This is a genomic window from Streptomyces sp. NBC_01485, assembly GCF_036227125.1.
In the GTDB taxonomy this organism is placed as follows: Bacteria; Actinomycetota; Actinomycetes; order Streptomycetales; family Streptomycetaceae; genus Streptomyces.
On the sequence record NZ_CP109435.1, the window covers coordinates 8,075,647 to 8,095,953 of the forward strand.

The window sequence follows — 20,307 nt, forward strand, 5'->3', positions numbered from 1 at the left end:
CGAGCCGATCAGGCAGGCGATCAGTCAGGGCGATCAGCCAGGAAATCAGCCAGGGAAATTAGTCAGGGCACTGAGCATTTCGGCGACGTTTCCCACACGCTGCCACTGGACGGGGGTGGCGTCAAGGGACGAGTATCGTTCAGTACACGTACGAACATGACGACGACCTCGGGAGCGCACATGGCGGCGGTGGACCTCACCAGCCACCCCGGGCACCTGGCCCGGCGGCTGCAGCAGGCGCACTACCTGTTGTGGAACACGATGGTCTCCGAGGAGATCACCTCGCCGCAGTTCGCGGTCCTCAACGCGCTCGTCGCCGAGCCGGGGCTCGACCAGCGCACGGTGGGGGAGCGGGTCGGGCTCGACCGTTCCACCGTCGCGGAGGTGATCAGCAGGCTCATCCGCCGGGGGCTCCTCGACAAGGTCCGCGACCCGCAGGACGGCCGCCGTTTCCTGCTCGGCCTCACGGACGACGGGGTGCGCACCCACCGCAAGCTGACCGTGCGCACGGCTCGCATGAACCAGGTCTTCCTGTCCCCGCTCTCGGCCGCCGAACAGACCCTGTTCCTCGAACTCATCCAGCGCGTCTCGGACGCGGCCGAGGGGCTGCGCAACCCCGGGGATCCCCTGGTCACCCAGCCCTGATCAGGGCGCCGTCGCGAGCACCACCCACACCTGGCCCCGGGCGAAGCCGACCGGTGTGCCGTCGGCGGCGGTGAAGTCGGTGCCGTCCGTGGCCGTCGGCCGCCGCCAGTTCACGTCGAAGACGCGCCCGTCGCGCAGCACCTCCGCCTTCCCCGCGCCCACCGTCTCGGTGTACGGCGTGTTGTTGCCGAGGAAGTCATGGAAGCCGGACGCGCGCACCTTCACGTACTGCACGACCACCGTGGCCGGCGCCACCCGCTGCCCGTCGGACGTCACCGTCGGCGTACCGTCCGTCGAGAGCAGCCAGCGGGCCCGGCTACCGGACCAGGCGAAGGTGAAGCGGGCCGCCGGGTAGCGCACGGTGTACGAGGTCTCCGCCCGGCCGCCGGCGGGCGCGGCGCCGTAGCGGAAACCCGTGGTCAACGCGGCGGCGCCCGGCGCGGAGGGCAGCAGCCGGCCCGGGCGCAGGTAGAGGTTGTGCGGCGCGGCCTGGTCCGTGCCGCGGTAGTAGGCGCCGGACGCCTTCTCGGGCGTGACGGCGTCCAGCGGCGCCCGGTCGATCAGCGGCAGCAGCTTGCCCTGCGCCCCGGAGAACGCCAGCACCGGCTGCTCGAACTGGCGCAGCAGCTCCAGATCGGACTCGCGGGCGCTGCGCACCGGACCGACGGCCTTCGGCAGGCTGGTCGCGTACACGGCCATCAGCCGGCTCAGCCCGCCCTCGACCTGCTCCGCGTACACGACGTCCGCGGAGTCGAGGCCGGTCTGCGGCCGGGCGTCGGGCGCGTTGTCGATCTTCACGGCGAGCACGGAGCCGGCGACGGCGGTGGGACTGGTACCGCTCGGCCGGGGATGCTGCGACGCGCTACGGCTGTCGTCGTGCGTCGACGGCTCACCGCTCGACGTGCAGCCGGCCGCGAGGGCGACCGCCAGGGCGGCGGCGAGCAGGGAGGCGGCGGCCGCGGAGCATCCCGTACGCGCGGTGCGCGCCGCGCGCCACGCGCGGGCCGTACGTCTCGTGCCTCTCGTGCGTCTCGCATCTCTCGGACGACTCGACCGACTCGACCGGCTTGTGACCATCCTGGTCACCCCTGTTCCGCTGTCCGTCCTGTTCTGTCCAGTTTCGCCCTGTTCCCCTGTTCCGTGTCGGACGACGCCGTGCGTCAGTGCTTCCCGGGCGGCGACCCGAGGATCTCCGACAGGTCGTAGCGCACCGGCTCCTCCAACTGCGCGTACGTGCAGCTCTCCGGGGTGCGGTCCGGGCGCCAGCGGCGGAAACGGGCGGTGTGCCGGAACCGAGCCCCGTTCTCCATGTGGTCGTACGCCACCTCGGCCACCCGCTCGGGCCGCAGCGGCACCCAGGACAGGTCCTTCTTGCCCGACCAGCGGCTCGGCGCCCCGGGCAGCCGCGCCGTCTCGTGCGCGGCCTCGTCCGACCAGGCCGCCCACGGATGGCCCGCCGTATCCGCCAGGCGCAGCGGCTCCAGCTCCTCGACCAGCTCAGCCCGGCGCTTCATCGGGAACGCGGCGGACACCCCGACGTGCTGGAGCACGCCCCGGTCGTCGTGCAGACCCAGCAGCAGCGAGCCCACCACAGGGCCGCTCTTGTGGAAGCGGTACCCGGCGACGACGACGTCCGCGGTGCGCTCGTGCTTGACCTTGAACATGGCGCGCTCGTCCTGGAGGTAGCGCAGGGCGAGCGGCTTGGCGATCACGCCGTCCAGGCCCGCGCCCTCGTACTCCTCGAACCAGCGTCGCGCCACCTCGACGTCGGTCGTCGCCGGCGCCAGGTGCACCGGCGGGGTGACCCCGGCCAGCGCCCTGGCCAGCAGCTCCCGCCGGTCGCTCAGCGGCACGTCGAGCAGCGACCTGTCGGCGAGCGCGAGGAGGTCGAAGGCGACGAAGGACGCCGGGGTCCGCTCGGCGAGGGTGCGCACCCGGGAGTCCGCCGGGTGGATGCGCTCGGTGAGCGCGTCGAAGTCGAGCCGGCCCTCCCGCGCGATCACGATCTCGCCGTCCAGCACACAGCGCTCCGGCACCCGCTCCCGCAACGCCGCCACCAGCTCGGGAAAATACCTGGTGAGCGGCTTCCCGGTACGGCTGCCCAGCTCGACCTCGTCCCCGTCGCGGAACACGATCGCCCGGAAGCCGTCCCACTTCGCCTCGTACTGCATGCCCGGCGGAATCGCCGCGACCGACTTGGCGAGCATCGGTTTCACGGGCGGCATCACCGGCAGATCCATGCTCCGATTCTGCGCGCCGATCGCGCGGACCGCCCGGTGTGGGAGCCGGCCCCGGGTGCGGGTGCGGGCCCGGGGCGAGCTGATGCGAGGTGGCACGGGTGTGTCTACCGTGGCTCGCATGGGCGATGCGGTGGAACTGGAAGTGGCCGGGCGGACGGTACGGCTGTCCAGCCCGGACAAGGTCTTCTTCCCGGAGCGCGGCTTCACCAAGCTGGACCTCGCCCGCTACTACCAGGCGGTCGCCCCCGGCATCCTGCGCGCCCTGCGCGACCGCCCCACCACCCTGGAGCGCTACCCGGACGGCGTGACCGGCGAGTCCTTCTTCCAGAAGCGCGCGCCGAAGAACATGCCCGACTGGATCCCGACCGCCCACATCACCTTCCCCAGCGGACGCAGCGCCGACGAGATGTGCCCCACGGAGGAGGCGGCCGTCCTGTGGGCCGCCCAGTTCGGCACCCTCACCTTCCACCCCTGGCCGGTCCGCCGGGACGACGTCGACAGCCCCGACGAACTCCGCATAGACCTCGATCCGCAGCCCGGCACCGACTACGACGCCGCCATCCGCGCCGCCCACGAACTGCGCGCCGTCCTCGACGAGTTCGGCGGTCTGCGCGGCTGGCCCAAGACCTCCGGCGGTCGCGGCCTGCACGTCTTCGTGCCGATCGAACCCCGCTGGACCTTCACCCAGGTGCGGCGCGCCGCCATCGCCGTCGGCCGGGAGCTGGAACGGCGGATGCCGCAGCAGGTGACGACCAAGTGGTGGAAGGAGGAGCGGGGCGAGCGCATCTTCGTCGACTACAACCAGACCGCCCGGGACCGCACGATCGCCTCCGCCTACTCGGTACGACCGCGCCCGCACGCCCCCGTCTCGGCGCCGCTGCGCTGGGAGGAGGTCGACGACGCGCACCCCGCCGACTTCGACCTCGCGACCATGCCGGCCCGCTACGCCCGACTCGGCGACGTGCACGCCGACATGGACGACCACGCCTTCTCCCTCGACGCCCTCCTCGAACTGGCCCGCCGCGACGAACACGACCACGGCCTCGGCGATCTGCCGTATCCGCCGGAGTACCCGAAGATGCCGGGCGAGCCCAAGCGGGTGCAGCCGAGCCGGGCGAAGAAGGAGACGCCCCCGTCGTAGCAGGCGCCGCCTCCTTCGCCCTCTTCCTCCGGCCCTCCTTCGCCCGCTCCGCCCTCTCCGCGGCCTACAGCTCCTTGATCCGGATGTCCCGGTACGAGACGACGTCCGTCGCGCTGTGCACCTGCAGCCCGACGTAACCGGAGGCGAAGCGCCGCCCGTCGGTGCCCGGGTCGTCGGCGCGGGGCGGGACGAACTCCTGGCCGCCGGTGTTGTCGAACTCGTTGATCAGCACGCCGTTGCGGTAGACCGAGTAGTGCTGGTCGACCACCCTGATCTCGTAGTCGTTCCAGGTGCCCTTCTGGGTGACGCCGGCCCCGGACTGTTCCTGGTGAAGAAGCCCGACGGCACGATCCCCGGGTACGAGCCGCACGCGCACTGAGGCCCGGCACAGAGAGCGCTCTCACCGCGCGCATCCCCTGCACCTCCCATACCCCTCCCGTGCCCCTCACCCGGAGCTATCCTGATCGGCAGCCGGCCAGGAGGAGCTCCGAAGTGACCGAGACAGTGTCGCGTCCCACGCTGGAGGCGGTGGCCGCGCGGGCCGGGGTCTCCCGGGCGACCGTGTCACGGGTCGTCAACGGCGGGGACGGCGTCCGGGAACCGCTCGTCGAGCGCGTGCGGCGGGCCGTGGACGAGCTCGGGTACGTCCCCAACCAGGCCGCGCGCAGCCTGGTGACGAAGCGGCACGGCGCTGTCGCCGTCGTCATCGCCGAACCGGAGACCCGGGTCTTCGCCGACCCCTTCTTCGCGCTCCAACTCCGCGGTATCAGCAAGGAGTTGACCGCCCGCGACAACCAGCTCGTGCTGCTGCTCACCGAGGGCCGCGACGACCACGCCCGGGTTGCCCGCTACCTGGCCGGCGGCCATGTCGACGGGGCCCTGGTCTTCTCCCTGCACCTCGCCGACCCGCTGCCCGGCCTGATCCAGGGCGCCGGTGTGCCGACCGTGTTCGGCGGGCGCCCCGGCTGGAGCGACGGCACGCGGGACGTGGTGTACGTCGACAGCGACAACCGCGGCGGCGCCCGCGACGCCGTACGCCTCCTGGCCGGCCTCGGCCGCACCCGCATCGCGCACCTCACCGGTCCCCTCGACCAGACGTCCGCGGCGGACCGGCTCGACGGGTACCGGGAGGTCATGGGCGACGCCGACCCGCGGCTCGTCGTCGAAAGCGATTTCACCCCCGGCGGCGGCGAGCGGGCCATGCGCGAACTCCTCGACCGCTGCCCCGACGTCGACGCCGTGTTCGCCGCCAACGACCTCACCGCCGCGGGCGCCCTGCGCGTCCTGCGCGAACGCGGACGGCGGGTGCCCGAGGACGTCGCGGTGGTCGGCTTCGACGACATGCTGCCCGTCGCCGAACAGACCGACCCGCCGTTGACGACGGTCCGTCAGGACATAGAGGAGATGGGCCGGATCATGGCCCGCCTCCTGCTGCGCCGCCTCGACCGACACACCGCCGACTCCGCTGCCGACGACGCACCGGGCGGTGTGGTCCTCCCGACCACCGTGGTGCGCCGCACCTCGGCCTAGCCCGGTCGGTGCCGGTAACCCGTGCCGGTAAACAGTGCCGGCGCCCGCCCGTCATCGCCTCACGTCTGCTGTTGCGCGCTCTTGATCACCGCGAAGCGTGCCCCGTACGGGTCGGCGAGCTTGGCGATGCGGCCGACGGTCGCCACGTCGGTGGCGGGCATCCGCACCCCGCCACCCTGTTCCTCCGCTTTGGCGACGATCGCGTCCACATCGGTGACCTCGAAGTACGGCAGCCAGTACGGCCCCGACTCGGCCTCCGTCGGATCGTCGGCCAGCGGGACGATCCCGCCGAACATCGACTCCTCCCCGGCGCCGGCGGGGTTGACGCAGGTGTACGTGCCGCCGGGGAAGGACTCGGCCGAGGTCTCCAGACCCAGCGTCGCGCCGTAGAAGGCGGCCGCCGCGGCGATGTCCGGCGTGTACAGCTCGACCCAGCAGAGGGAGCCGGGCGCGTTCGCCACGTCCACGCCCTTGGTGACAGCCGGCTGCCAGAGGCCGAACGACGCGCCCGCCTGGTCGGCGAGGACCGCCATCGTGCCCTTGCCCATCACGTCCATCGGCGGGAAGAACACTCTGCCGTGGGCCTGTTCGGCGGACTTGGCCGTGGACTCCGCGTCCGGCGTCTGGAAGTACACCGTCCACGACGGCGGGCCCTGCTCGGGCGTCGTCTGCATGCCGCCCGCCACGGTCTTCCCGTCCAACTGGAAGAAGCCGTAGCCGCCGGCGTCGGGTCCCGCCGACTGGAACCGCCAGCCGAAGAGGGCGTTGTAGAAGGAAGTGGCGCCGTCGATGTCGGACGTGCCGACGTCGATCCAGTTCGGCGCACCGTTCACGAAGCGGGTGGTCAGCATCATGGGCCTCCTCTGAAGGGTCCCGTTCTCTGTGCCGCCGAGTCTTGCACCGCCCACTGACAATCGCTGCCGGAGCACGCCGGGCGTGCTGCGCGCCGCCGTGCGTCGCGATGCCGGGCGGGCCGTCATCGGGGCGGCCGGGGGCCTCGCCACGGCACGTATATGCGGCGTTGATGGAACGTTTTTCGCCGCCGGGCACGATTCTCGCCATGTACACCGACACGATGCCCACACCCGACCTCGCCTGGCAGCGGGAAGCGCTGTGCGCGCAGACCGGGGCGGACTTCTTCTTTCCCGAGCCCGGCAGTTCCGTGCGGGAGGCGAAGCGCATCTGCGGCATGTGCGAGATGCGCCCCGCCTGCCTCGAGTACGCCCTCGCCAACGACGAGCGCTTCGGCGTCTGGGGCGGCCTGTCCGAGAAGGAGCGCCTGCAGATCAGGCGCCCCGCGCCCTGACCCGTACCGTCGAGCCGACCGTGACGTCGCGCCGACCCGGGAATCCAGAGGACCGCGTCGCGGGGGTGCGGTCAGGATCCGGGGGCACGTCCGAACGCGAACGGCCCGCACCGGGAAATCGATTCCCGGTGCGGGCCGTCGGCGGGGTCCTGCGGTCCTGCGTTCCTACGTCCCGTCAGCCGGCCGCGCGGGCCGCCATACGGGCCTTGCGCGTCGCCAGCTTCTCGTCGAACTTGGACGCCTCCGAGTCGAGGCCGCCCATGTACAGGCCGATCTCCTCCTGCGCCTTCTGTCCCTCGGGGCCGAGACCGTCGATCTCCATGACCTTGAGGAAGCGCAGCACGGGCTGGATGACATCGTCGTGGTGGATGCGCAGGTTGTAGACCTCGCCGATCGCCATCTGCGCGGCGAACCGCTCGAAGCCGGGCATACCGTGACCGGGCATCCGGAAGTTGACGAGGACGTCGCGCACGGCCTGCATGGTGAGGTCGGGGGCCAGCTCGAACGCGGCCTTCAGGAGGTTGCGGTAGAAGACCATGTGGAGGTTCTCGTCGGTCGCGATGCGCGCCAGCATGCGGTCGCAGACCGGGTCGCCCGACTGGTGCCCGGTGTTGCGGTGCGAGACGCGGGTGGCCAGCTCCTGGAAGGCGACGTACGCGACCGAGTGCAGCATCGAGTGCCGGTTGTCCGACTCGAAGCCCTCGCTCATGTGCTGCATACGGAACGCTTCGAGCTTGTCCGGGTCCACCGCGCGCGAGGCGAGGAGGTAGTCGCGCATGACGATGCCATGGCGGCCCTCCTCGGCGGTCCAGCGGTGCACCCAGGTGCCCCAGGCGCCGTCGCGGCCGAAGAGCGAGGCGATCTCGTGGTGGTAGCTGGGGAGGTTGTCCTCGGTGAGGAGGTTCACGACCAGCGCGATCCGGCCGATCTCGGTGACCTTGGACTGCTCCTTGTCCCAGGCCTCGCCGTCCTCGAAGAAGCCCGGGAAGTTACGGCCGTCGCTCCACGGCACGTACTCGTGCGGCATCCAGTCCTTGGTGACCTTCAGGTGCCGGTTGAGTTCCGTCTCGACCACTTCCTCCAGCGCGTACAGCAGCTTGGCGTCGGTCCAGACGGCGGGGCTGCCGAGGTGAGGGGTGGTGATCGTCACGGGTTCTCCAGAAGGGGCGAGAAACGGAGCGGAACCGTCCGGCGAGCGAAACCGGAACTTACGGGATCGTAGGCTACGAACCCGTAGGTTACGAAGCCGTAGGTTAAGAACGCTGTAAAGATCGCTGATCAGCCGTGCTCCACTGGGCAATTCGGACCATGCCGACAGCTCCTGGATGCGCAGGTCCCAGGGCTGAAAAGGTGATCCGATCACCCGTTCAGGCGTACAGCCCGCGCAGCCGCACCGAGAGGCAAGTCACACAGCCCTCGAGCTTCTCGAACTCGCCGATGTCGACCACGACGGGCTCGAGCCCGAGTTCGGCGAGCAGCTCCGCCGTCTTCGGCGCGCCGGCCGCCATGAGCACCTGGGGGCCGCCGAGGAGCACCACGTGCGAGCCGGACTCCTCGGGCACCGACAGGAAGCGCGGGAACAGCGACGGCCGGTCCACCTTGGGGATGTGCCCGATCACCGTGCCGTCCGGCAGCGCCGTGACCGCCGACTTCAGGTGCAGCACCTTGCTCACCGGTACGGCCACGACCCGCGCCCCGAGCGGTTCGAAGGCGGCCCGCAGTTGCTGGACGCCGGCCGCGTTGGTCCGCCCGCCCCGGCCGACGTAGACGGTGTCGCCGACCTTGAGCACGTCACCGCCGTCCAGCGTGCCCGGCTCCCAGATCCAGTTGACCGAGCAGCCCAGGCGGGCCACGGCCTCCTCGACGCCGATGGTCTCGTCGCGCCGGGACTCGGCGCCGGAGCGCGCGATCAGGGCGACGTTCTTGTACATGACCACCGTGTCCTCGACGAACACGGAGTCCGGGCAGTCGTCGGCCGGGTCGACCTCGACGGTCTCCCAGCCGTGCGCGCGCAGCGCCTCGGCGTACGCCTCCCACTGCTCCAGGGCGAGTCCCACGTCGACCTTCTCCCGCTCGACGTGCGTCACCAGGCCTTCGGCGAGTAGCGGGCTGGGGCGGCGTATGAGGGCCTTCTTGCTGGGCACGTCCAGGTCTCCGAATCGGGTGGTACGACCGGCGCCCCGGGCGCGGCGCCGGTCAGCCATCATGCAGCGCGGGACCACGAGGGCAAAACCCCGCGGTAACAACCCGCGGTGACTATTGCGGGTCGGCCACCTCCGCCGCCGTCGTCTCCCGCAGCTCCCCGTCCAGCAGCAGCCACCGGGTGATGCCGATCGACTCCAGGAACGGCAGGTCGTGGCTGGCCACGATCAGCGCGCCCTCGTACGACTCCAGGGCCGTGGTGAGCTGGCGGACGCTGGCCATGTCGAGGTTGTTGGTCGGCTCGTCCAGCATCAGCAGTTGCGGCGCGGGCTCGGCCAGCATCAGTGCCGCCAGGGTCGCCCGGAAGCGCTCCCCGCCGGACAGCGTGGCCGCCTTCTGGTCGGCGCGGGCGCCCCGGAACAGGAAGCGGGCCAGCCGGGCCCGGATCCGGTTCTGCGTGGCGGCCGGCGCGAACCGGGCCACGTTCTCGGCGACCGTGAGCGAGCCGTCGAGGACGTCGAGGCGCTGGGGCAGGAAACGCAGCGGCACGCGCGCGTGCGCCTCGCCCGCCAGCGGCGCCAGCTCCCCGGCGATCGTGCGCAGCAGCGTCGTCTTGCCCGCGCCGTTGCGCCCGACCAGCGCCACCCGCTCGGGCCCGCGCAGGTCGAAGCCGCCCGCCACGCGCGCGCCGTACGCGAGCCGGAGATCCAGGAGCGTGAGCACGTCACGCCCCGGGGGGACGGCCGTGTACGGCAGGTCGACACGGATCTCGTCGTCGTCCCGGACGGCCTCCACCGCGTCGTCGAGCCGCTCCCTGGCCTCGGCGAGCTTCTCCTCGTGCATGATCCGGTGCTTGCCCGCGGACTCCTGCGCCGCGCGCTTGCGCGCCCCCATGACGATCTTCGGTTCGCGTTTCTGGTCGGACATCTTCTGCCCGTACCGCTTGCGCCGGGCCAGCTTGGCCCGGGCGTCGGTCAGGTCGCGCTTTTGTTTGCGCAGGTCGGACTCCGCGACGCGCACCATGCGCTCGGCGGCCTCCTGCTCGGTGACGAGGGCGTCCTCGTACGCGGAGAAGTTGCCGCCGTACCAGGTGATCTCCCCGGACCGCAGGTCGGCGATCTGGTCGACGAGGTCCAGCAGTTCCCGGTCGTGGCTGACCACGATCAGCACGCCCGGCCAGGACGCGACGGCCGCGTACAGCCGGCGGCGGGCGTACAGGTCGAGGTTGTTGGTCGGCTCGTCCAGCAGCAGGACGTCCGGGCGGCGCAGCAGCAGTGCGGCCAGCCGCAGCAGGACGGACTCGCCGCCCGACACCTCGCCGATGGTGCGGTCCAGGTCGATGTGGCCGAGTCCGAGCTCGCCGAGGGTGGCCAGGGCGCGCTCCTCGACGTCCCAGTCGTCGCCGACGGTCTCGAAGTGGGCCTCGGACGCGTCACCGGCCTCGATGGCGTGCAGGGCGGCCCGCTGCGCGGCGATGCCGAGCGCTTCGTCGACCTTGAGCGCCGTGTCCAGGGTGACGTTCTGCGGGAGATGGCCGACCTCGCCGGTGCGGCGCACGGCGCCGTCGGCGGGAGTGAGGTCTCCGGCGATCAGCTTCAGCAGGGTCGACTTGCCGGAGCCGTTGACGCCGACCAGTCCGGTCCGGCCGGGCCCGAAGGCGACGTCGAGTCCCTCGAAGACGGGGGTGCCGTCGGGCCAGGAGAAGGCGAGGGAGGTACAGGTGATGGATCGTGTCAAAGCGGGCCTCGTGGTTGCGTGTGCGGTCAGGGGCATACGCGTGTCGAGACACCGGGAGGCGGCGACCACCACGGGAGCGGGGAGCGCGAGGGCATCGGAAAAGCCCTGTTGCGCAAGGACGGCTCGAACGCCGAGGTCGCACGCGACGCCCACCCCTTCACGGGTGCGGCGCGGTGTCTCAGAACCTCAGACGAGCAACGTCCTTCTCCAATCGGCGACAACAGGACCGTGTCAGACGGTAGGAGGGGCCGGCGACACAGTCAAAGGATTAAAAAAGGTCAGCAGGCGTCCCGCATCAGCTCTGCCAGGTCGTGGTCGAGGTCGAGCTGCCGGTACTCGCTGCCGGCGGGCACCAGCTCGCCGGTGGCGTCGAGGAAGCGGCGGATGTCCGCCGAGTGGACGTGCACGACGGCGGTGCCCTCGGGCGCGTGGAACTCCAGCACCGTGCGGTCGTACCCGTAGGGGCGGACGCGGACGTCGCCGTGGCCCTCGGCCTCGTGCAGCCCCGCGGCCAGCAGCTCACGGGCGAAGGTCCAGCAGACCTCGACGCCCTCCAGGGTGGCCGGAGCGGGGAAGGTCATGCGGACGGCGAACGGATCGTGCCGGTCGTAGTGCAGTGTGGCGGGGATGCTCGGCATCCGGGGTGCGGCGGCGACCAGACGGGCCTCTACGGGCTGCTCGATGACGATGGACAACGCCTTGCTCCCTCGTGACGGCGGGACGAACTTCCGGGCGGTGGGTCCGGACACTGGATGAGACGCCGAACCGGCCCATCAGTGCGCACGAATTCCGAGTGACCTCGGTCACCGTGTTTCATGCGCGGAAGTGATTCAGCTCTCCTCCCGTGCTCCACAAGGCGGTTGAGGCGATCGCGGCCATCTGGACGGCATCGAAAGTCGTGGGCTAGCTTCGCCCGCCATGAGGCGCTTGGGGAACACGCGACGCACGTTACGGACGATATGGGCGGTACGGGCGGTACGAGCGGTGCGGACAGTACGCAGGAGCGGCCGAGTGGCCGCGGCGGCCTGCGGGGCGGCGCTCGCCGTCCTGACCGCCCTGCCCGCCCAGGCGCACACACCGGGCCCCGCGGTCCCGCACTGGGACCTCAAGGACACCGGCGCCCCCGCCGTACGGTTCCGTGGCCTCGCGGCGGTCGACCGCGCCACCGCGTGGGTGGCCGGCACCCAGGGCACCGTCCTGCGCACCGCCGACGGCGGCGCGAGCTGGCGAAACGTCTCTCCGCCAGGCGCCGCCGACCTGCAGTTCCGGGACATCGAGGCGTTCGACGCGCGCCGCGCCGTGGTGCTCGCCATCGGTGAGGGCGAGGCCTCCCGCGTCTACCGCACCGAGGACGGCGGGGCGACCTGGACGGAGTCCTTCCGCAACACCGACGCGCACGCCTTCTACGACTGCCTGGCCTTCTTCGACCGCCGCCACGGCCTCGCCGTGAGCGACCCGGTCGACGGCAGGTTCCGCATCCTGTCGACCAGTGACGGCGGCCGCTCCTGGAAGGTGCTGCCCGACGCGGGCATGCCGGCCGCCCTGGACGGCGAGGCGGGCTTCGCCGCGAGCGGCCAGTGCCTGGTCGCCTCCGGGGCCAGGGACGTCTGGCTGGCCACCGGCGGGGCCGCACGCGCGCGTGTGCTGCACTCGTCCGACCGCGGACTGACCTGGACGGCCACCGACGCCCCGATCCCCGCCGGGGACCCCGCGCGCGGGGTCTTCGCCCTCGCCTTCCGCGACCGCGTCCACGGCCTCGCCGTCGGCGGCGACTACCGCGCGGACCAGCCCTCCCCCCAGACGGCCGCCACGACCGGCGACGCGGGCCGCACCTGGCGGGCCGCCGCCACACCCCCGCCGGCCTACCGCTCCGGCGTCGCCTGGCTCCCGCACAGCCGCACCGCCGCCCTCGCGGTCGGCCCCACCGGCACCGACCTGACCACCGACGCCGGCCGCACCTGGCGCACCGTCGACCCGGGCTCGTACGACACCGTGGACTGCGCCCCCGACCTCGGCTGCTGGGCCGCCGGCGAACAGGGGCGCGTGGCCCGCCTGGAGAACTGAGCCGACGAGCCGCCGGAAAGACGAGCCGCCGGAAACATGATCGCGGGCCCGCGCGCGGGAGCTCTACGCTCGTCCCACTATGACGACCGTAAGCATCCCGGCGGGCTGGCCCGCGACCGAGGAAGAGGCCCGAGCCGTCCAGGACGCGCTGCGCGCGCGGGTGGTGCTCGACGAGCCGGGCCCGCCGCCCGGGACGGGGTACGTCACGGGGGTCGACGTCGCCTACGACGACGAGCGGGACGTCGTCGCGGCGGCGGCCGTCGTGCTGGACGCGGCGAGCCTCGAGGTCGTCGCCGAGGCCACGGCCGTCGGGCGGATCTCCTTCCCGTACGTGCCCGGGCTGCTCGCCTTCCGGGAGATCCCCACCGTGCTCGCCGCCCTGGACGCCCTGCCCCGCCCGCCGGGCCTGGTCGTCTGCGACGGCTACGGCCTGGCCCACCCGCGCCGCTTCGGCCTCGCCAGCCACCTCGGGGTCCTCACCGGCCTGCCCACGATCGGCGTCGCCAAGAACCCGTTCACCTTCACGTACGACGACCCGGACGCCCCGCGCGGTGCGACGTCCCCGCTGCTGGCGGGCGACGACGAGGTGGGGCGGGCGATGCGCACCAGGGCGGGCGTGAAGCCGGTCTTCGTGTCCGTCGGCCACCGCGTCACCCTGGACGGCGCCTGCGCCCACACCCTCGCCCTCACCCCGGAGTTCCGCCTCCCGGAGACGACCCGCAGGGCGGACTCACTGTGCCGGAAGGCGCTTCAGGAGGCGACGATCCGCCACTGACCCACCTCCTGGTACGCGGAATCGTAGATCGCCGAACCGTCCCCGGCCTCCATTGCGTAGTGCTTCAGGTTGCCGCCCCAGTACCGCAGGATGCGCCCCAGCTCACCCACCGGATCCTGGGCCGCCGCACCCTCGTCCACCGTGACCTCGAGAACGAACTTCACACTGCTCCCCTTTCGCTCCGACCGTGCAGATCAAGCAGATCAAGCACTTCAATCGTTTCATTGAAGTGCTCGTTGGCACTTTGGAGCGGAGGCGCCGGGCAGGGGCCGGGTGAGCGGCGCGGAAAGTCTCAAATCAAGGACAGAGGGCAGAGGACACGGGCGGGGCCGGCGGGGCGGGCGAGGCGCGGGCGTCTGAGTACGTCGTCTGAGTACCCGTACGGATGTGCGGCCGGCCCCGCGCCCGGCAGGCTGGCCCGCATGACCACGCACCGAATGGCCACCCACCGTGCCCCGAAGCCCCCCGCCGACCCCCACCGCCCCGTCGAGCGTGCCGTGAACGCCGCTCTGATCCTCGCCGTCCTGGCGGGGCTGGGCTGGATCGTCGGGATGATCTACACGGTCGTGCAGTGGCCCCTGTAGGGCCGGTTCAGCCGTAGGGCCCGTTCAGCGGCTCGCCGCGACCCGGAACCGGATGCCCGCGCGGATCAGCCGCTCGGTCAGCGCGTCGCCCATCGCCACCGCCGTCGTGACCTGCCCCGCCGTCGGCGGGAGGTCGTCGCAGGCCAGGGACAGCGCCGCCTCGGCGAACATCTTCGCCGTCTCGTCGTAGCCGGGATCGCCGCCCGCGACCTCGGTGCACACCCGCCGGCCGCCGCCCTCGCCGACGAACCGCACGGAGAACCAGCTCCGCGCCCGCTTCTCCGCGCTGGGCCCGTCGCCCGGCTTGAGCCGGTCCGACAGCCAGCGCCGGGCGGGCGGCAGTTGGGCCGCCGCGACGAGCGTCCCGACCGCCGCGACCGCGCCCACGGCGACGGGCAGCCGCCGTACGGCCGCGTAGTGCCGGTAGCGGAAGTCGGGCCCGTAGCGCTCCAGCGCCCGCGCCGACCGGAGCACGATCTGCGGGTCGATGGTCGGCAGCGGCAGCGCCCACGCGCCGACCTCCGGGGCGAACCGGGGCGCGCCCACCGGCGCGGCGGCGCGGCGGCCCATCAGGCGCGGTTCGTGCCGCCCGCGCTCCCGCGCGGCGGCCACCATCTGACGGCCGCGCGCGAACTGGCCCAGCGCGGAGGCGAAGGTGCCGCCCGAGAAGGCGGCGTCGGCGGTCACGAAGCCGTCCACGGTCAGGGGCACGCCCTGCGGAAGCTGCCGGACGGTGAAGTACACGCCCAGGTCGTGCGGGACGGAGTCGAAGCCGCACGCGTGGACCAGGCGCGCACCCGTCTCCCGCGCGCGTGCGTCGTGCCGGACGTACATCAGGTCCACGAACTCCGGCTCACCGCTGAGGTCGAGACAGTCGGCGCCGGTGTCCGCGCAGGCGGCGACGATCTCCTCGCCGTGCGCCACATAGGGGCCCACGGTCGTGGCGACCACGCGCGCGTGCTCCGCGAGGGCGCGCAGCGACGCCGGGTCGCGGACGTCGGCCCGCAGCACCCCGACGTCCACGCCGAGCCGTTCGCGCAGCCGCTCCAGCTTCTCCACGCCCCGGCCGGCGATCGCCCAGCGCAGCCCGGCGGGCGCGTGGGCGGCGAGGTACCGCGCGGTGAGCGTTCCCGCGAAGCCCGTGGCCCCGAAGAGCACGATGTCGTACGGACGGTCCGACCTTTTCAGCCTGCTCATGACACCCCTTTGCCGCGCAGCCCGTGCCGCTGTCGGTGGCCGAGGCTAGCGTGAGGAGTACGGAGCCCGACAGCAGGTGCCCCCAAAGTGGCTAAGCGCTTGCTCGTTCGACTCTTGTGCCCACTGGAACGCGTTCCTAGCATCACTGATGTCACATCGGTCGGGTCACGGCGAGGGAGTCGGATGGCAACGGCACGGACGGACGGCCACGGCCCGCTGACCGGCGTGCGCGTGGTGGAACTCGCCGGGCTCGGCCCCGCACCCTTCGCCGCCATGCTCCTGGCCGACCTGGGCGCCGACGTCGTCCGCGTGGACCGCCCCGGCGGCTCCTCCCTCGCCGTCGACCCGGCCCACGACGTCACCAACCGCAACAAGCGCTCGGTGATCGTCGACCTCAAGTCGCCCGACGGCCCCGCGCGCGTGCTCGACCTCGCCGCCCGCGCCGACGTCCTCGTCGAGGGCTACCGGCCCGGCGTGGCCGAGCGGCTGGGCGTCGGACCCGAGGACTGCCACGCCCGCAACCCCCGGCTGGTCTACGGCCGGATGACCGGCTGGGGCCAGGAAGGTCCCCTCGCCCACCGCGCGGGCCACGACGTCACCTACATCGCCCTCACCGGCGCCCTCGGCCTGATCGGCGACCCGGACCGGCCGCCGCCGGCCCCCGCCAACCTGCTCGGCGACTTCGCGGGCGGCTCCCTCTACCTCGTCGTCGGCGTCCTGGCCGCACTGCACCACGCCCACGCGCACGGCACCGGCCAGGTCGTCGACGCGGCCATCGTCGACGGCACCGCCCACCTGTCCGCGATGATCCACGGCATGCTCGCGGCCGGCGGCTGGCAGGACCGGCGCGCCGCCAACCTCCTCGACGGCGGCTGCCCGTACTACGGCACCTACGAGACCGCCGACGGCGGGTATGTGGCCGTCGGCGCCCTGGAGCCGCAGTTCTACGACGAGTTCGTGGACCTCCTGGGCCTCGGGGACTTCCGCGACGCCCGCAAGGACCGGGCGCGCTGGGGCGAGCTGCGCGAGGCCGTCGCCGCCCGTTTCAAGGCCCGTACCCGGGACGAGTGGGCGGCGCTCTTCGAAGGCTCCGACGCGTGCGTGGCGCCCGTGCTGTCGCTGCGCGAGGCCCCGCACCACCCGCACCTCGCGGCCCGCGGCACCTTCACCGACCACGCCGGCATCACCCAGCCAGCCCCCGCGCCCCGCTTCTCCGCGACGCCCACGGCCGTCCGCACCGGGCCCGCGCGACCCGGCGCCGACACGCGCACGGTGGCCCGGGACTGGGACATACCGGGACTCGTGACGGACCTCGCGCAGACCCCCGAGGACGCTCCCGTGAGCACCCCCGGGAACGCGTCGGTGGACCCGTCCGTTCCGTAAAGGATCTTCCGCACCAGGGCGACTGACCCCGCCCGGCTCGCCCACCCTCCCCGAAAGGCCTACCAGTGAGCACCGAAGCGTACGTGTACGACGCGATCCGCACCCCGCGCGGTCGCGGCAAGGCGGACGGCGCCCTGCACGGAACGAAGCCCATCGACCTCGTCGTCGGCCTCATCCACGAGCTCCGCGGCCGCTTCCCCGGCCTCGACCCGGCCGCGATCGACGACATCGTGCTCGGCGTGGTCGGGCCGGTGGGCGACCAGGGCTCCGACATCGCGCGCATCTCCGCGCTCGCGGCCGGCCTGCCGGACACCGTGGCGGGCGTGCAGGAGAACCGCTTCTGCGCCTCGGGTCTGGAGGCCGTCAACCTGGCCGCAATGAAGGTCCGTTCGGGCTGGGAGGACCTGGTCCTCGCGGGCGGCGTGGAGTCCATGTCCCGGGTGCCGATGGCCTCGGACGGCGGTGCCTGGTTCAACGACCCGATGACCAACCTGGCCGTCAACTTCGTGCCGCAGGGCATCAGCGCCGACCTCATCGCCACCGTCGAGGGCTTCTCCCGGCGCGACGTCGACGAGTACGCGGCCCTGTCGCAGGAACGGGCGGCGACGGCCTGGAAGGAGGGCCGCTTCGACCGTTCCGTCGTCCCGGTGAAGGACCGCGCCGGCCTCGTCGTCCTCGACCACGACGAGCACCCGCGCCCCGGCACCACCGCCGACTCCCTGGCCAGGCTGAAGCCCTCCTTCGCCGACATCGGCGAGCTGGGCGGCTTCGACGCGGTGGCGCTGCAGAAGTACCACTGGGTGGAGAAGATCGACCACGTCCACCACGCGGGCAACTCCTCCGGCATCGTCGACGGCGCCTCCCTGGTCGCGATCGGCTCCAAGGAGGTCGGCGAGCGGTACGGGCTCACCCCGCGCGCGCGGATCGTCTCCGCCGCCGTCTCCGGGTCCGAGCCGACGATCATGCTCACCGGTCCCGCGCCCGCCACCCGCAAGGCCCTCGCGAAGGCCGGCCTGACCATCGACGACATCGACCTCGTCGAGATCAACGAGGCGTTCGCGGCGGTCGTCCTGCGCTTCGCGCGGGACATGGGCCTGTCCCTGGACAAGATCAACGTCAACGGCGGCGCCATCGCGCTGGGCCACCCGCTCGGCGCCACCGGCGCGATGATCCTCGGCTCGCTCGTCGACGAACTGGAGCGCCAGGACAAGCGCTACGGCCTCGCCACCCTGTGCGTGGGCGGCGGCATGGGCATCGCCACCGTCGTCGAGCGCGTCTGACCACCCCAGCGCAGCCCAGAGACTTCTACGGAGACCCCGTCATGACACAGAGCACCACCATCCGCTGGGAACAGGACCGCACCGGCCTCGTCACCCTCGTCCTCGACGACCCCGACCAGTCCGCGAACACCATGAACGCGGCCTTCCGCACCTCCCTCGCCGCCGTCACCGACCGCCTGGAGGCGGAGAAGGACACCATCCGGGGCGTCATCATCACCTCCGCCAAGAAGACCTTCTTCGCCGGCGGCGACCTCCGCGACCTGATCCGCGTCACCCCGGAGACCGCCCGGGAACTGTTCGACGGCGGCCTGGAGATCAAGCGCAACCTCCGCCGCATCGAGACCCTCGGCAAGCCCGTCGTCGCCGCACTCAACGGCGCGGCCCTCGGCGGCGGTTACGAGCTCGCCCTCGCCTGCCACCACCGGGTCGCCCTCGACGCCCCCGGCTCGAAGATCGGCTGCCCCGAGGTGACCCTCGGGCTGCTCCCCGGAGGCGGCGGCGTCGTCCGCACCGTCCGCCTCCTGGGCATCACCGACGCCCTCCTCAAGGTGCTCCTCAAGGGCACCCAATACAGCCCGCGGCGCGCCCTGGACAACGGCCTGATCGACGAGGTCGCCGCCACCCCCGACGAACTCCTGGCCAAGGCCCGCGCCTTCATCGACGCGAACCCCGAGTCGCAGCAGCCCTGGGACCGGCCCGGCTACCGCATCCCCGGCGGCACCCCCGCCAACCCCCGCTTCGCCGCCAACCTGCCCGCCTTCCCGGCGAGCCTGCGCAAGGAGTCCAACGGCGCCCCCTACCCGGCGCCGCGCAACATCCTCGCCGCGGCCGTCGAGGGCGCCCAGGTCGACTTCGAGACCGCGCAGGTCATCGAGTCCCGCTACTTCGTCGAACTGGCCGCCGGACAGACGTCGAAGAACATGATCCAGGCGTTCTTCTTCGACCTCCAGGCCGTCAACTCCGGCCTCAGCCGCCCCAAGGGCGTCGAGCCGCGCACGGTCCGCAGGGTGGCCGTCCTGGGCGCCGGGATGATGGGCGCCGGCATCGCCTACGCGTGCGCGCGCGTGGGCATCGACGTCGTCCTGAAGGACGTCTCCGCCGAGGCCGCAGCCCGGGGCAAGGGCTACTCCGAGAAGCTGTGCGCCAAGGCCGTCGCCCGGGGCCGGACCACGCGGGAGAAGTCGGACGCGCTGCTCGCCCGCATCACGCCCACCGCGGACCCCGCCGAACTGGCCGGCTGCGACGCGGTCATCGAGGCCGTGTTCGAGGACACCGCCCTCAAGCACAAGGTCTTCCAGGAGATCGAGCACATCGTCGGCCCCGACGCCCTGCTGTGCTCCAACACCTCCACCCTCCCCATCACCGTCCTCGCCGAAGGCGTCGAGCGCCAGGGCGACTTCATCGGCCTGCACTTCTTCTCGCCCGTCGACAAGATGCCGCTCGTCGAGATCATCAGGGGCGAGCGCACCGGCGACGAGGCGCTCGCGCGCGCCTTCGACCTGGTCCGGCAGATCAGGAAGACGCCGATCGTCGTCAACGACTCGCGCGGCTTCTTCACCTCACGGGTGATCGGCCACTTCATCAACGAGGGCGTCGCCATGGTCGGCGAGGGCATCGAGCCCGCCTCCGTCGAGCAGGCGGCGGCCCAGGCGGGCTACCCGGGCAAGGTGCTCGCCCTGGTGGACGACCTGACGCTCACGCTCCCGCAGAAGATCCGGGGCGAGTCCAAGCGGGCCGTGGAGGAGGCCGGCGGCGTCTGGCCCGAGCACCCCGCGGAAGCCGTCATCGACCGCATGGCCGACGAGTTCGGCCGCACCGGCCGCAGCGGGGGAGCGGGCTTCTACGACTACGGCGACGACGGCCGGCGCGCCGCCCTGTGGCCGGGCCTGCGCGAGCACTTCACGCGCGCGGGCACGGAGATCCCGTTCCGGGACATGCAGGAACGCATGCTCTTCGCCGAGGCCCTCGACACCGTCAAGCTCCTCGAAGAGGGCGTGCTGACGTCCGTAGCGGACGCCAACATCGGCTCCCTCTTCGGCATCGGCTTCCCCGGCTGGACCGGCGGCGTCCTGCAGTACGTCAACGGCTACGAAGGCGGGCTCCCCGGCTTCGTAGCACGCGCGCGTGAACTCGCCGACCGCTACGGCGACCGCTTCACCCCGCCTGCCCTACTGGTGACGAAGGCGGAACGGGGCGAGACCTTCACCGACGCACGCTGACCCCCGGCCGGGTCAGGGGGAGCCGCCCACGGGCGGCTCCCCGAGCCACTCCGGCAGCTCCCCG

At 72.3% G+C, this 20,307-nt stretch carries 19 protein-coding genes and 1 pseudogene; 10 read left to right on the forward strand and 10 right to left on the reverse strand.

Annotated features, from left to right (window positions below; translation table 11 throughout):
* Positions 1-180: 180 nt before the first annotated feature.
* Entirely contained in the window at positions 181-645 is a 465-nt protein-coding gene (locus tag OG352_RS35590) for a MarR family winged helix-turn-helix transcriptional regulator (RefSeq protein ID WP_329224084.1), read from the forward strand.
* On the opposite strand, the gene OG352_RS35595 is transcribed toward OG352_RS35590, so the two are convergent.
* Both OG352_RS35595 and OG352_RS35600 read right to left on the reverse strand, forming a co-directional pair.
* On the reverse strand, positions 646-1,722 hold the full coding sequence (locus tag OG352_RS35595; protein WP_329222577.1) for a DUF3048 domain-containing protein: 1,077 nt from the start codon (positions 1,720-1,722) through the stop codon (positions 646-648).
* Positions 1,723-1,805: 83 nt separating this feature from the next.
* Complete coding sequence (locus tag OG352_RS35600; RefSeq protein WP_329222578.1) at positions 1,806-2,885, reverse strand: ATP-dependent DNA ligase; 1,080 nt, start codon at positions 2,883-2,885, stop codon at positions 1,806-1,808.
* A gap of 118 nt (positions 2,886-3,003) precedes the next feature.
* Between OG352_RS35600 and ligD the strand changes: the two genes are divergently transcribed.
* A complete protein-coding gene (gene ligD / locus OG352_RS35605) occupies positions 3,004-4,026 on the forward strand; it encodes a non-homologous end-joining DNA ligase (protein WP_329222580.1) in 1,023 nt (340 codons plus the stop codon).
* A 64-nt stretch (positions 4,027-4,090) separates the two neighbouring features.
* Here ligD and OG352_RS35610 read toward each other — a convergent pair.
* Positions 4,091-4,345: pseudogene (locus OG352_RS35610) on the reverse strand (3-keto-disaccharide hydrolase); the annotation flags it as partial.
* A gap of 173 nt (positions 4,346-4,518) precedes the next feature.
* Between OG352_RS35610 and OG352_RS35615 the strand changes: the two are divergent.
* Positions 4,519-5,556: a LacI family DNA-binding transcriptional regulator gene (locus OG352_RS35615; RefSeq protein WP_329222581.1), complete on the forward strand. Its 1,038-nt coding sequence runs from the start codon at positions 4,519-4,521 to the stop codon at positions 5,554-5,556.
* A gap of 59 nt (positions 5,557-5,615) precedes the next feature.
* Here the strand turns inward: OG352_RS35615 and OG352_RS35620 are convergent, their stop codons facing one another.
* Positions 5,616-6,407: a VOC family protein gene (locus OG352_RS35620; protein ID WP_329224085.1), complete on the reverse strand. Its 792-nt coding sequence runs from the start codon at positions 6,405-6,407 to the stop codon at positions 5,616-5,618.
* A gap of 209 nt (positions 6,408-6,616) precedes the next feature.
* Here OG352_RS35620 and OG352_RS35625 point away from each other — a divergent pair, with 209 nt between their 5' ends.
* Positions 6,617-6,862 (forward strand): WhiB family transcriptional regulator, encoded by a 246-nt coding sequence (locus OG352_RS35625; protein WP_329222582.1) that lies wholly within the window; start codon positions 6,617-6,619, stop codon positions 6,860-6,862.
* A gap of 175 nt (positions 6,863-7,037) precedes the next feature.
* Here OG352_RS35625 and OG352_RS35630 read toward each other — a convergent pair whose 3' ends face one another.
* From OG352_RS35630 to OG352_RS35645, 4 genes are all read right to left on the reverse strand, one after another.
* A complete protein-coding gene (locus OG352_RS35630; RefSeq protein WP_329222583.1) occupies positions 7,038-8,012 on the reverse strand; it encodes an acyl-ACP desaturase in 975 nt (324 codons plus the stop codon).
* Between the two features lie 217 nt (positions 8,013-8,229).
* Positions 8,230-9,006, reverse strand: coding sequence for a dimethylargininase (ddaH, locus tag OG352_RS35635; RefSeq protein ID WP_329222584.1), 777 nt, complete (start codon positions 9,004-9,006; stop codon positions 8,230-8,232).
* Positions 9,007-9,118: 112 nt separating this feature from the next.
* A complete protein-coding gene (locus OG352_RS35640) occupies positions 9,119-10,741 on the reverse strand; it encodes an ABC-F family ATP-binding cassette domain-containing protein (RefSeq protein WP_329222585.1) in 1,623 nt (540 codons plus the stop codon).
* A 278-nt stretch (positions 10,742-11,019) separates the two neighbouring features.
* Entirely contained in the window at positions 11,020-11,436 is a 417-nt protein-coding gene (locus OG352_RS35645) for an SsgA family sporulation/cell division regulator (protein WP_329222586.1), read from the reverse strand.
* Positions 11,437-11,752: 316 nt separating this feature from the next.
* On the opposite strand from OG352_RS35645, the gene OG352_RS35650 reads away from it, so the two are divergent.
* Positions 11,753-12,805 (forward strand): WD40/YVTN/BNR-like repeat-containing protein, encoded by a 1,053-nt coding sequence (locus OG352_RS35650; RefSeq protein ID WP_329222587.1) that lies wholly within the window; start codon positions 11,753-11,755, stop codon positions 12,803-12,805.
* Positions 12,806-12,884: 79 nt separating this feature from the next.
* Positions 12,885-13,580 (forward strand): endonuclease V, encoded by a 696-nt coding sequence (locus OG352_RS35655; RefSeq protein WP_329222588.1) that lies wholly within the window; start codon positions 12,885-12,887, stop codon positions 13,578-13,580.
* On the opposite strand, the gene OG352_RS35660 is transcribed toward OG352_RS35655, so the two are convergent.
* Complete coding sequence (locus OG352_RS35660; protein WP_329222589.1) at positions 13,556-13,744, reverse strand: hypothetical protein; 189 nt, start codon at positions 13,742-13,744, stop codon at positions 13,556-13,558. The genes OG352_RS35655 and OG352_RS35660 overlap by 25 nt on opposite strands.
* 273 nt (positions 13,745-14,017) lie before the next feature.
* Between OG352_RS35660 and mmpA the strand changes: the two genes are divergently transcribed.
* Positions 14,018-14,164: a morphogenic membrane protein MmpA gene (gene mmpA, locus OG352_RS35665; RefSeq protein ID WP_443072522.1), complete on the forward strand. Its 147-nt coding sequence runs from the start codon at positions 14,018-14,020 to the stop codon at positions 14,162-14,164.
* A gap of 24 nt (positions 14,165-14,188) precedes the next feature.
* Here the strand turns inward: mmpA and OG352_RS35670 are convergent, their stop codons facing one another.
* On the reverse strand, positions 14,189-15,361 hold the full coding sequence (locus OG352_RS35670) for a saccharopine dehydrogenase family protein (protein WP_329222590.1): 1,173 nt from the start codon (positions 15,359-15,361) through the stop codon (positions 14,189-14,191).
* A 183-nt stretch (positions 15,362-15,544) separates the two neighbouring features.
* Here OG352_RS35670 and OG352_RS35675 point away from each other — a divergent pair, with 183 nt between their 5' ends.
* The 3 genes from OG352_RS35675 to OG352_RS35685 all read left to right on the forward strand — a co-directional run bounded on the left by OG352_RS35675 (position 15,545) and on the right by OG352_RS35685 (position 20,243).
* A complete protein-coding gene (locus tag OG352_RS35675) occupies positions 15,545-16,744 on the forward strand; it encodes a CaiB/BaiF CoA transferase family protein (protein ID WP_329222591.1) in 1,200 nt (399 codons plus the stop codon).
* A gap of 65 nt (positions 16,745-16,809) precedes the next feature.
* A complete protein-coding gene (locus tag OG352_RS35680; protein WP_329222592.1) occupies positions 16,810-18,024 on the forward strand; it encodes an acetyl-CoA C-acetyltransferase in 1,215 nt (404 codons plus the stop codon).
* Positions 18,025-18,065: 41 nt separating this feature from the next.
* Positions 18,066-20,243: a 3-hydroxyacyl-CoA dehydrogenase NAD-binding domain-containing protein gene (locus OG352_RS35685; RefSeq protein WP_329222593.1), complete on the forward strand. Its 2,178-nt coding sequence runs from the start codon at positions 18,066-18,068 to the stop codon at positions 20,241-20,243.
* Positions 20,244-20,307 lie beyond the last annotated feature (64 nt).